The sequence below is a fragment of the Brevundimonas sp. genome, from assembly GCF_030656255.1.
Taxonomy (GTDB): Bacteria; Pseudomonadota; Alphaproteobacteria; order Caulobacterales; family Caulobacteraceae; genus Brevundimonas.
Map to the genome: position 1 here is coordinate 1 of NZ_JAUSOE010000046.1, position 11,730 is coordinate 11,730.

Here is an 11,730-nt window from a genome sequence, read left to right on the forward strand (position 1 = left end):
CATCCTCTTGAAGCTGTCGGGGGAAGCCCTGATGGGGCCGGGCCAGTACGGCATTGATCCCGATACCGTCGCCAGCATGGCGGCCGAGGTCAAGGCGGCCAAGGACACCGGGCTGGACATCTGTCAGGTGATCGGCGGCGGCAACATCTTCCGCGGCCTGTCCAAGGCGGCGGCGGGCATGGAGCGCGCCCAGGCCGATTACATGGGCATGCTGGCCACCATCATGAACGCCCTGGCCATGCAGTCGGCGCTGGAGAAGATCGGCGTCTCGACCCGCGTGCAGAGCGCCATTCCGATGGCCGCCATTGCCGAACCCTACATCCGCCGCCGCGCCCTGCGTCATCTCGAGAAGGGCCGCGTGGTCATCTTCGCCGCCGGCGTCGGCGCGCCCTTCTTCACGACGGATTCGGGCGCTGCGCTTCGCGCGGCTGAAATGGGCTGCGACGCTCTGTTGAAGGGCACCAGCGTGGACGGCGTCTATACCGCCGATCCCAAGAAGGATCCGACCGCGACCCGCTATGAGACCCTGACCTATCAGGAGGTTCTGGCCCGGGACCTGCGGGTGATGGACGCCTCCGCCATCGCCATGATGCGCGACACGGGTATTCCGATCGTGGTCTTCTCGATCCGCGAAGACGACTCCCTGCGCCGCGCCCTGACCGGCGAAGGCACCTGCACCATCATCCAGGACCGCGCCTGATCGTTCGAACGACTCGTTCAAGACAAGAGAGACCAAGACCATGGCCAAGCCCGAAGTGAAAACCTATCGCGACCGCATGGAAAAGGCGGTCGTGGCGCTGAAGGAAGAGTTCAGCGGCCTGCGCACCGGACGCGCCAACGCCGGCCTGCTGGAGCCCGTGCGGGTCGAGGCCTATGGATCGGCGTCTCCGCTGTCAGCCGTCGCCGCCATCAGCGTGCCCGAGCCGCGGATGATCTCCGTCAACGTCTGGGACAAGGGCATGGTAGTCGCGGTCGAAAAGGCCATTCGCAACGCCAACCTGGGCCTGAACCCGATCGTCGATGGTCAGACCCTGCGCATCCCCGTGCCGCCGCTGACCGAGGAACGCCGCAAGGATCTGGTCAAGCTGGCCGGAAAATACACCGAGCAGCAGAAGATCGCCGTGCGCAACGTGCGCCGCGACGCCAATGACGATCTGAAGAAGGCCGAGAAGGCCGGCGAGATCAGCCAGGACGAACAGAAGAAGCTGGAGGCGGACATCCAGAAGGAGACGGACGCCGCCATCAAGCGCATCGACGAGGCCTTGAAGACCAAGGAACAAGAGATCATGCAGGTCTGAGGCGGAACGGCTTGGGCCTGAAGGGACGGAACGACAGATGACGGCAGACCGCGCCGCGCCTTCGAGCTCGCGTTCCGATGGGCCACGCCATGTCGCCATCATCATGGACGGCAACGGCCGCTGGGCGAACGCCCGGGGGCTGCCGCGCGCCATGGGACATCGCGAGGGGGTCCAGGCGCTGAAGCGCACGATCCAGGCCGCGCCCGATTTCGGCATCCAATGCCTGACCGTCTTCGGCTTTTCGACCGAGAACTGGAGCCGTCCGGCCGAGGAGGTCTCGGACCTGATGGGCCTGGTGCGGACCTATGTGGCCAGCGATCTGGCGCGGCTGGAGAAGGCGGGCGTGCGCCTGCGCATTCTCGGCCGTCGCGACGGGCTGCCGTCCGACATCGCCGCCATTATCGAAAAGGCCGAGCGCCAGACCGCCCACAACGACCGGTTCATGCTTCAGGTCGCCTTCAACTACGGCGGCCGGGCCGATCTGGTCGACGCTGCGCGTCGCCACATGCAACGGCTGCTGGCGGGCGAGACGGTCGAGCCGATCAATGAAGACACCCTGGCCGCCGGTCTGGCCACGGCGGGATCGCCGCCGCTGGATCTGATCGTCCGCACCTCGGGCGAGCAGCGGCTGTCGAACTTCCTGCTGTGGGAAGCGGCCTACGCCGAACTGGTGTTCCAGGACATCCTGTGGCCCGACTATGGTCCGAAGGCGCTGGGGGAGGCGGTCGCCGCCTTCGCTCAACGCGAACGCCGCTACGGCGGGCGAGAGGACGCGCCTGCGCGCGTGTCGGCCTGATGGCGGTCAAGGGGCGTGATATTGCGTTGAGGGCGGCCTCGGCCGCCGTTCTGGCGCCGGCGGCGGTCGCCGCCACTTGGTTCGGGGGCGTCTGGTTTCTGGCGCTGATGCTGGCCGCCTGCGTCGTTCTGGCCTTCGAATGGGGGGCCATGAGCGCGCCGAAGGCCCCGCGTCCCGTCGGTTTCGCGGTGGCTCTGGCCGTCGTGGCCGCCGTCGTCAGCGCCTATTTCGGCGTCATGTCGGTCGCCTTCGTCATTCTGGTGTTCGGCGCCGCCGCTGCGGGGCTCTATGCCCGAGCCCGAGGTCAACAGGCCGTGGATGCGGCCTATGGCGTGCTTTATCTGGGTTGGCCCTCGGTTCTGCTGATCTGGCTGCGCGACGGGGACGGGCCGGTCGGTCTGCACTGGACGGCGCTTGTCTTCGCTGTGACCTGGTCGGCGGACATCCTGGCCTATCTGGCCGGCTCGACCCTGGGCGGGCCGAAGCTGTGGCCGCGCTATTCGCCCAACAAGACCTGGTCTGGCTTCATTGGCGGCATTCTGGCGGGCGCGGTCGCCGGTGCGGCCCTGACCGCCTGGTTCGACATGGGGCGGCTGACGATCTTCTGGGGCGCGATCCTGGGTCTTGCGGCCGCTCTGGCCACCATGGGCGGCGATCTGTGGGAGTCGGGGCTGAAGCGTCGGTTCGGCGTCAAGGATGCGGGCAACACCATCCCAGGCCACGGCGGCCTGCTGGACCGGGTGGACGGACTGATGTTCGCGGTCGTTGTCGTGGCGGCGGGACGTCTGCTGGTGGTTCTGCTGGAAAAGGGCGCGTCTTGATCCGTCGTCGCGTCACGGTTCTGGGCTCCACCGGCTCGGTGGGCTCGTCGACCCTGGACCTGATGGAACAGGCCGAGGCCACCGGCACGGGGGCTTTTGAGGTCGAGGCTCTGACGGGCGGCGCCAATATCGCCAAATTGGCCGAGCAGGCGCGGCGCTGGAAGCCGAAACTGGCGGTGACGGCGGATCCGAAGAAATTGAACGACCTGCGCGACGCCCTGGCGGGAACAGGCGTGGCTGCAGCGGCGGGCGAGGCGGCCATTGTCGAGGCCGCGACGCGGCCGGCGGACTGGATCATGGCCTCCATCGTTGGGGCGGCGGGGCTGAAGTCGGCCTGGGCGGCGGCCGACACCGGCGCCATCCTGGCGCTGGCGAACAAAGAAAGCCTGGTCTGTTGCGGTCCGGCCCTGATCGAGCGTGTTCGACGGGCCGGGGGGCGGCTGATCCCGGTCGATTCCGAACATTCCGCCATCTTCCAGGTGTTCCCGGCCGATGCGCCCGAGCAGGTGTCGAAACTGGTGCTGACCGCCTCGGGCGGGCCGTTCCGCCAGACCCCGCGCGCCCAGATGACCGGGATCACGCCCGAACAGGCCGTCGCCCACCCGAATTGGAGCATGGGCGCCAAGATTTCCGTCGACAGCGCCTCCATGGCCAACAAGGGCCTGGAGATGATCGAGGCGGCCTATCTGTTCGCCATGCCGGCGGATCGGATCGACGTCGTCGTCCACCCCGAATCGATCATCCACAGCCTTGTGGAATATGTGGATGGTTCGACCCTGGCCCAGATGGGGCCGCCGGATATGCGCACCCCCATCGCCTGCGCCCTGGCCTGGCCCGACCGGATCGCCTGGCCGGCGCCGAAGCTGGACCTGGCGGCTCTGGGTCGGCTGACGTTCGAAGCGCCGGATCTGGCGCGGTTCCCGGCCTTGGATCTGGCGCGTCAGGCCCTGAAGACTGGAGGCGCGGCGCCGGCCGTGTTCAACGCCGCCAACGAGGTCGCGGCCTTTGCATTTCTTGACCGCAAGCTGGCCTTTCTCAATATTGCCGCAGTCGTCGCCGAAACCCTTGATCGTGCGATGAAGGCGGGGATGGTTTTCGGCTCTGGAGACGCCTGTGGCGCGGCCCTTTCGGTCGATGCCGAGGCCCGTCTGATGGCCTCAACCATAATCGCCGGACTGGCGAACGCGGCCTGATCGGCCAGGGGAGACGATTTTACAATGCTGGGCGCTCTGGGTCAGATCCTGATCTACATCGTGCCGTTCCTGGTGGTGCTGACCTTCATCGTCACCATTCATGAGCTGGGTCACTTCCTGGTCGCCCGCGCCTTCGGCGTGAAGGTGGACCGTTTCGCCATCGGATTCGGCAAGGCGATCTTCAGCCGCACCGACCGGCACGGCATCGAATGGCGGTTCGGCTGGATGCCGCTGGGCGGCTATGTGAAATTCTCGGGCGATCTGGACGCTTCCAGCGTGCCGGATCAGGCGGGCCTGGCCGAACTGCGCCAGCGCGTGATCGCCGAGGGCGGGCCAGGAGCCGAGCGCGACTATTTCCATTTCAAGCCGGTGTGGCAGCGCGCCCTGATCGTGGTGGCCGGACCGGTTGCGAACTTTATCCTAGCGATAACAATCTTTGCGGTCGTCTTCATGAGCGTAGGCGCCCAGTTACGGCCCGCCCGCGTCGCCCAGGTTCAGGCCGGCTCGCCCGCCGCCGCCGCCGGCTTCCAGACCGGCGATCTGATCACCGTGGTGAACGGCAAGGCGATCAAGGACGGCGGCGAGGTTACGCGCACCGTCATGCTGTCAACCGGCGATCCCGTCCGGTTTACGGTCGAGCGGGGACAGCAGGTTGTTGAACTGACGGCCACGCCTGAACGACGCGAGGAAAACGATCCTATAGCCGGGCGCGTCAAGGTTGGCCGGATCGGTCTGGGGCTCGCGCCGGCGCGCGGCGATGTGCGCCATATCCGCTATGGCCCGATCGAAGCCGTGGGCGAAGGCGTGCGTCAGACCGGCGAGGTGATCGGCTCGACCCTGACCTACCTGGGCCGCCTGGTCACGGGCCGAGAGTCGGGCGACCAGTTCAGCGGTCCGTTGGGCATCGCCAAGGCGACCGGTTCGCTGACGACGGCGGCTGTGGCGGCCAATCCGGCGCCTGAGGCCATCGCAATCAACCTTCTGCTCACCCTGACAACCTTCGCCGCCATACTTTCGATCGGAATCGGCTTTCTAAACCTTTTGCCCATTCCTGTGCTGGACGGCGGCCATCTGCTTTTCTACGGCTATGAAGCCGTGGCGCGGCGACCCGTTGCCGCCCAGTATCAGGAGATGGGCTATCGCGCAGGTCTTGCGCTTCTGGCGGGATTTATGTTGTTCGCGACGTGGAACGACCTACAGAAGCTCAACATCTTCCAATTCCTCGGCGGGCTCGTCTCGTGAGCCGACGCCAGCCCCCGATGGTTTTCAGAATGAACGACATGAATTCTCGCGCCGCCGTCCGACTGGGCGCCCGTTCCAGCCTCCTCGCCTTGGTCGTCGCCGCCGGCCTCAGCGCCCCGGCTTTGGCCCAGACTGAGCCGGCGACCGCAGCGCCCGGCGCTCCGCAGGCTGCGCCCGCCGGCGAACAGCCGCCGCGCGTCGAGATCGCCGCGCCTCAGTCGCTGACGGTCAACCGCATCCTGGTGCAGGGCGCGCAGCGGATCGACCAGACCACGGTCCTGTCCTATCTGCCGATCCGCCCTGGCGACACGGTCGACGCCTCGGTTCTGGACGTCGCGGTTCGCACCCTGTCGCGCACCGGCCTGTTCGCTGACGTGCAACTGGGCGTGCAGAACGGCGACCTGATCGTTCAGATCGTCGAGAACCCGATCATCAACCAGGTGGTGTTCGAGGGGAACAGCGCCCTGTCGCAGGACAAGCTGACCAAGGAGGTCACGCTTCAGCCGCGCGGCATCTACACCCGCGCCAAGGTGCAGGAAGACGTCGGCGCCATTGTCGAACTGTATCGCCTGCAGGGCCGCATCTCGGCGACCGTGACGCCGAAACTGGTTCAGCTTGAACAGAATCGCGTCGATGTGATCTTCGAGATCAACGAAGGTCCTCAGACCGGCATCAGCGCCATCAACGTTCTGGGCAACCAGGCCTTCTCAGACGGCGACGTGCGTGAAGTGATGGTGACCGAGCGGTCGCAATGGTGGAAGTTCTTCTCCAGCAACGACAACTATGATCCGAACCGCCTGGATTACGACCAGGAGCAGCTGCGCAAATTCTATACAAACCGCGGCTATTACGACTTCCGCATCGTCTCGTCGGTGGCCGAGCTTCAGCCTGACGATCAGGCCTTCCAGCTGACCCTGACCCTGAACGAGGGCGACAAGTACAACTTCGGCAAGGTCGAGGTCATCACCGAGAATGACCGGTTGAACGCCCAGTTCCTGAAGGCGCTGGTGCCCATCCGCGAAGGCCAGCTCTACGAGAGCGACAAGATCGAACAGGCGGTTGACGCCTTGACCTTCGCCGCCGGATCGGCCGGCTACGCCTTCGTCGAGATCAATCCGACCTATAAAGCCAATCCCGATACCGATACGGTGGACGTGACCTTCAACGTGTCCGAGGGCCAGCGCGTCTATATCGACCGCATCAATGTGGTCGGGAACACCCGCACCATCGACCCGGTCATCCGTCGCGAGCTGATGCTGACCGAGGGCGACGCCTTCAACCGCGCCCTTATGGAGCGGTCGCGCAACAATCTGCGCGCGCTCGGCTTCTTCAAGGATGTGACGATCGAGGAGACGCGCGGCAGCGCGCCCGACCGTTCGGTCATCAACGTCAATGTGCAGGAGCAGCCGACCGGCGAACTGTCCGTCGGCGCCGGCTTCAGCTCTGTCGACTCCTTCACCGTCAATCTGGGCATTTCCGAGCGGAACTTCCGCGGACGCGGCCAAAACGTCGTGGCGCGGATGGAATGGGGCTCGCTGCGTCAGCAGGTCGATTTCCGCTTCACCGAACCCAAGTTCCTGGGCCGCGACCTTCGGGCCGGTTGGGACCTGTTCCACTCGCGTTATGACCTGAGCGAATATTCGTCCTACGACTATCGTTCGACCGGCGGCGGCCTGCGCCTGTCGTATCCGCTGAACGGCAATATGCTGCTCAGCACCCGCTACTTCCTGAAGTCGGACGAGATCATCGTTCCGGACGGTTATTGCTCGACGACCGGCAGCGGCTCTTCGGCCCTGTGCGACCAGGTCGGCAGCTATCTGAACTCGTCGATCGGTTATACGCTGCAGATGAACTACACCAACGACCCGGTCCGCCCGACGCGCGGCTGGTCGGGCTCGCTGCGGCAGGACTTCGCCGGCCTCGGCGGCGACGTGAACTATGTGAAGACCGAAGCCGACGCGGCCTGGTACTATGGCTTCTCGCCGCGTTGGGTCGTCAGCGTTCAGGGGTCGACGGGCTATATCAGCGGCTGGAACGGCGACCCGATCCGGATCAACGACCGCTTCTTCAAGGGCGGCAACAGCTTCCGCGGCTTCGAGACCGCCGGCATGGGGCCGCGCGATCTCGATACGACCGACGCCCTGGGCGGCAATTTCTACGCCATCGGCACCGTTGAACTGACCCTGCCGAACTATCTGCCCGAGCAGTACGGCATCAAGACCTCGCTGTTCGCCGACGTCGGCACCCTGGGGGTGCTGGATGACCGCTACAAGCTGACGACCACCGGAACGGTCGACTCCAGCATTGCGGACGAGTTGTCGCTGAGGGCCTCGGCCGGTGTCAGCATTCACTGGAAGTCGCCGATGGGTCCCATCCGGTTCGACATTTCCAAGGTCCTGTCCAAGGAAGACTACGACAAGACGGAATCCTTCCGCTTCTCGACCTCCACCCAGTTCTAAGCCCGCGACGCAAAAGCGCACGCACGAGGAAGTCCCATGAAAGCTCTGATCATCGCCGCCACGGCCGCCGCCACCCTGGTCGCCACCGCCGCCTCGGCCCAACAGGCCGCTGCGCCCGCCAACCCCGGTCCGGTCATCCCGGGCGTCTGCGTCTATTACAACGCCCGTCTGCTGGCCCAGTCGGCCGCCGGCCAGGCCGTCGAGGCGCGCATGCAACAGCTCGCCCAGGAAGTTCAGGGCGAACTCCAGCCCTACGCCACCGCGCTGCAGACCGAAGCCCAGCAGCTTCAAGCCTCGGGCGCCAGCCTGCCGGCTGACCAACTGCAGCAGCGCCGCCAGGCCCTGCAGCAGCGCGCCCAGGAAGCCCAACAGCTGGAATCCACGCGCGAGAACGAGCTGCGGTACACCCTGGCCATGCAACGCCAGGCCATCACCGAGGCCGTGTCGCCGATCCTGACCGCCCTGTACCAAGAGAAGGGCTGCGGCCTGCTGCTGGACCGTGAGAGCGTCTTCATGATGAACCCGGCCATGGACCTGACCGAAACGGCGATCCAGCGCCTGAACACGGCCCTGCCGACCCTGTCGTTCAACCGTATGGCCGTGCCGGCCCAGCAGTCGCAACAGCCGGCCGCCGCCAACTAAGCTCGACATGCCCGACACCCGCTTCTTCGAAACCCTGTCCCCTCTGACCGTCGCCGAACTGGCGGCGAAAATCGGGGGCGAGGTCGAGAGGGGCGGGGACCGGGCCATCCACTCGGTCGCGCCCCTGTCCTCTGCGGACGGGGGCGCGATTGCGTTTCTGGGCGACCGCAAGTTCGCGGCGGCCCTGGCGACGACCAAGGCCGGCTGCGTGATCGTGCCGGGCGAGGCGGCGGCTTCCGCGCCGGCCGAATCCGCCGTGATCGTGTCCCGCACACCCCAAGCGTCTTGGGCCATGGCCTCGGCCCTGCTGCACCGCCCGGTGACGCTCGATCGTGCCATTCCAGCGTCCGAGGCGGCCGAGGACGACACTGTCGTTGTGGAGCCGGGCGTTGTCCTGGGCGAAGGTGTCCGTATCGGCCGGGGCACGCGCATCTGCGCCAACACCGTCATCGGTCCAGGCGTGCAGATCGGCCGGGATTGCGTGATCGGGTCGAACGTCACCGTCGGCTTCGCCCTGATCGGTGATCGGGTGAAGCTGTACGCCGGGGCGCGGATCGGCGAGGCGGGCTTCGGCGCCACCGGCACGGCGGCCGGCGCCATGGACATCCCCCAGCTGGGCCGCGTCATACTGCAGGACGGGGTGACGGTCGGCGCCAACTCCTGCATCGACCGCGGCGCCTATGATGACACGGTGATCGGCGAGAACACCAAGATCGATAATCTGGTCATGGTGGGCCACAACTGCGTCATCGGCCGCAACAATCTGATGGCCGCCAATACGGGCATTTCGGGCTCGGTGACCAGCGGCGACAATGTCATCTTCGGCGGCAAGGCGGGGATCGGCGACCACATCACCATCGGCGAAGGCGCGCGGGTTGCGGCCGGGGCCGGGGTGCTGGCGAATATACCGGCAGGGGAGACCTGGTCCGGTTATCCGGCCCGTCCGATCCGACAGTTCTTGCGCGAAACCATCTGGCTCGCCAAACAGGCCTCTTCAAAGAAGGCCCCGAAGGAATCATAGGGATGAGCGAAGACGGCAAGATCGATTACGCCGAGGTGATGCGGCGGCTGCCGCACCGCTATCCCTTCCTGTTGGTGGACAAGGCCGAGGCCTTCGTGCCCCGCACTTCGATTGTGGGGATCAAGAACGTCACCCACAATGAACCCTTCTTCCAGGGCCATTTCCCGATCGATCCGGTCATGCCGGGCGTGCTGATCGTTGAGGCCATGGCCCAGACCGGCGCCCTGCTGATGTCCAAGACCCTGGACGTCGCCGTGGCCGACAAGGTCATCATGTTCATGTCCATCGACGGCGTGCGCTTCAGGAAGCCGGCGCGGCCTGGCGACCAGCTGCGCATGGAGGTCAAGGTGATCAAGGCGCGCGGCGACGCCTACAAGTTCCGGGGCGAGACCTTCATCGACGGCAAACTGGCGGCCGAGGCCGAATTCATGGCTATGGTCGTGACTGTGCCTACTCCAGCGACAGAGCCCGCCGCCTGATGACCATCCACCCGACCGCCCTGATCGACGCCACGGCGACCCTCTCCGACGGGGTCCAGGTCGGGCCCTGGTGCACCGTCGGGCCGAACGTGGTCCTGGCTGAGAACGTGCGTCTGGTCAGCCATGTGGTGGTTCAGCAGGATACGACCGTGGGCGCGGGGACGGTGATCCATCCGTTCGCCGTCATCGGCGGCGATCCGCAGCACAACGGCTACAAGGGCGAGCCGGTGCGGCTGGAGATTGGCGAGAACAACCTGATCCGCGAGCACTGCACCTTCAACAGGGGCACGCCGCAGGGGACGGGCGTGACCGTGGTCGGGTCCAACAATCTGTTCATGACCGGCGCGCATATCGGCCACGACTGCGTGGTCGGAAGCAATCTGGTCATGGCCAACAACGCCACCCTGGGCGGCCATGCTCATATCGGCGACAAGGTCTTCCTGGGCGGCCTGTGCGCCGTGCACCAAAACGGCCGTGTGGGGCAGGGGGCGATCATCGGCGGTTTGGCCGCCGTGACGCGCGACGTCATCCCCTACGGCTCGGCCTGGGGCAATCACGCGCGACTGCGCGGGCTGAACCTGATCGGACTGAAGCGCAAGGGTTATGGCAAGGATCAGGTGCGCCGTCTGCTGGCGGCCTATCGCGACCTGTTCGAGGGCCAGGGCGAGTTCGCCGGCCGGATCGACGGCGTGGCCCAGGCCTATGCCGATTTGCCCGAGATCATGGAGATCATCGCCTTTATCCGCGACGGCGGTCGGCGCCCGCTGTGTCTGCCGAACGCGGAATGACCGGCCCGGGAAAGCTGGGGCTGATCGCCGGCGGCGGCGACCTGCCGGCGGCCGTGGCGGCGCGGTGCGACGCCGAGGGGCGACCGGTCTTCATCATCCGTCTGGCCGGGTTCGCCGATCCCCACCTGACCCGCTGGCCGGGCGCCGAGTTCGGCATGGCCCAGATCGGGGCCATACTGAAGGCGCTGAAGGCGGAAGCCTGTACGACCGTCTGTCTGGCGGGCATCGTGAACCGGCCCGATTTCAAGAGCTTGAAGCCGGACTTCAAGGGCGCAACCCTGCTGCCGGGGATCGTCGCAGCGGCGACCCAGGGCGACGACGCCCTGTTGCGCAAGATCCTGTCGGTCTTCGAGGCCGAAGGGTTTGCGGTCGAAGGCGCCGATGACATCCTGGGCGGCGAGACCCTGGCGCAGGGTGCGCTAGGCGCTGTGACGCCGACGCCGGAGCAGATCGCCGATCTGAGAAAGGCGCTGTATGTCGCCGAAAAATCAGGGGAGCTGGATATCGGCCAGGGCGCGGTCGTCTGCGACGGTCTGGTGCTGGCGGTAGAGGCCCAGGAGGGGACCGACGCCATGTTGCACCGGGTGGCGGGCCTGCCGGCCGATCTTCGCGGTTCCCCGGCGGCCCCCAAGGGGGCGCTGGGCAAGGCGCCCAAGCCGATCCAGGATCTGCGCGTCGATATGCCGGTGATCGGGCCGCGCACGGTCGAACTGGCGGCGGCGGCGGGTCTGGCGGGCATCGCCGGCGTGACCGGGCGGCTGATCCTGATCGACCGGCCGGCTATAGTGGCGGCTGCGGACCGGCTGGGTCTGTTCGTCTGGGGTGAAGACCGATGAGCCGTCCGTTGAAGATCATGCTGGTCGCGGCCGAGGCCTCGGGCGACGCCCTGGGCGCCGGCCTGGCCCGGGCCCTGAAGACCCGACTGGGCGATGCGGTCAGCTTCGTCGGCGTCGGCGGTCCGCGTATGGCGGCGGAAGGGGTGGTCAGCCCC

At 66.5% G+C, this 11,730-nt stretch carries 12 protein-coding genes and 1 pseudogene; all 13 read left to right on the plus strand.

Features of this window, described 5'->3' with window-relative positions:
* The first annotated feature begins 1 nt into the window (after position 1).
* Positions 2-700, plus strand: a complete 699-nt coding sequence (gene pyrH / locus Q7J26_RS04960) for a UMP kinase (protein WP_304935394.1) — start codon at positions 2-4, stop codon at positions 698-700.
* A 40-nt stretch (positions 701-740) separates the two neighbouring features.
* Positions 741-1,298, plus strand: coding sequence for a ribosome recycling factor (gene frr, locus Q7J26_RS04965; protein ID WP_008263615.1), 558 nt, complete (start codon positions 741-743; stop codon positions 1,296-1,298).
* 37 nt (positions 1,299-1,335) lie between these two features.
* Positions 1,336-2,094 carry a polyprenyl diphosphate synthase gene (gene uppS / locus Q7J26_RS04970; protein ID WP_304935395.1) on the plus strand — a complete coding sequence of 253 codons (759 nt, stop codon included), beginning with the start codon at positions 1,336-1,338 and terminating at the stop codon, positions 2,092-2,094.
* Complete coding sequence (locus Q7J26_RS04975; protein ID WP_304935396.1) at positions 2,094-2,915, plus strand: phosphatidate cytidylyltransferase; 822 nt, start codon at positions 2,094-2,096, stop codon at positions 2,913-2,915. The genes uppS and Q7J26_RS04975 overlap by 1 nt, the downstream gene beginning before the upstream one ends.
* Positions 2,912-4,108: a 1-deoxy-D-xylulose-5-phosphate reductoisomerase gene (gene dxr, locus Q7J26_RS04980; RefSeq protein ID WP_304935397.1), complete on the plus strand. Its 1,197-nt coding sequence runs from the start codon at positions 2,912-2,914 to the stop codon at positions 4,106-4,108. Before Q7J26_RS04975 ends, dxr begins: the two co-directional genes overlap by 4 nt.
* A gap of 24 nt (positions 4,109-4,132) precedes the next feature.
* A complete protein-coding gene (locus tag Q7J26_RS04985) occupies positions 4,133-5,350 on the plus strand; it encodes an RIP metalloprotease (protein ID WP_304935398.1) in 1,218 nt (405 codons plus the stop codon).
* Between the two features lie 29 nt (positions 5,351-5,379).
* A complete protein-coding gene (gene bamA / locus Q7J26_RS04990; RefSeq protein ID WP_304935399.1) occupies positions 5,380-7,809 on the plus strand; it encodes an outer membrane protein assembly factor BamA in 2,430 nt (809 codons plus the stop codon).
* A 36-nt stretch (positions 7,810-7,845) separates the two neighbouring features.
* A complete protein-coding gene (locus Q7J26_RS04995) occupies positions 7,846-8,451 on the plus strand; it encodes an OmpH family outer membrane protein (RefSeq protein ID WP_304935400.1) in 606 nt (201 codons plus the stop codon).
* A 7-nt stretch (positions 8,452-8,458) separates the two neighbouring features.
* Entirely contained in the window at positions 8,459-9,472 is a 1,014-nt protein-coding gene (lpxD, locus tag Q7J26_RS05000; RefSeq protein ID WP_304935401.1) for a UDP-3-O-(3-hydroxymyristoyl)glucosamine N-acyltransferase, read from the plus strand.
* 2 nt (positions 9,473-9,474) lie between these two features.
* On the plus strand, positions 9,475-9,951 hold the full coding sequence (fabZ, locus tag Q7J26_RS05005; RefSeq protein WP_183195191.1) for a 3-hydroxyacyl-ACP dehydratase FabZ: 477 nt from the start codon (positions 9,475-9,477) through the stop codon (positions 9,949-9,951).
* Positions 9,951-10,739, plus strand: coding sequence for an acyl-ACP--UDP-N-acetylglucosamine O-acyltransferase (lpxA, locus tag Q7J26_RS05010; protein ID WP_304935402.1), 789 nt, complete (start codon positions 9,951-9,953; stop codon positions 10,737-10,739). The genes fabZ and lpxA overlap by 1 nt, the downstream gene beginning before the upstream one ends.
* Positions 10,736-11,575, plus strand: coding sequence for an LpxI family protein (locus Q7J26_RS05015; RefSeq protein WP_304935403.1), 840 nt, complete (start codon positions 10,736-10,738; stop codon positions 11,573-11,575). Before lpxA ends, Q7J26_RS05015 begins: the two co-directional genes overlap by 4 nt.
* Positions 11,572-11,730 (plus strand): annotated as a pseudogene (locus Q7J26_RS05020) (lipid-A-disaccharide synthase); the annotation flags it as partial. The gene Q7J26_RS05015 and the pseudogene Q7J26_RS05020, both read left to right, overlap by 4 nt.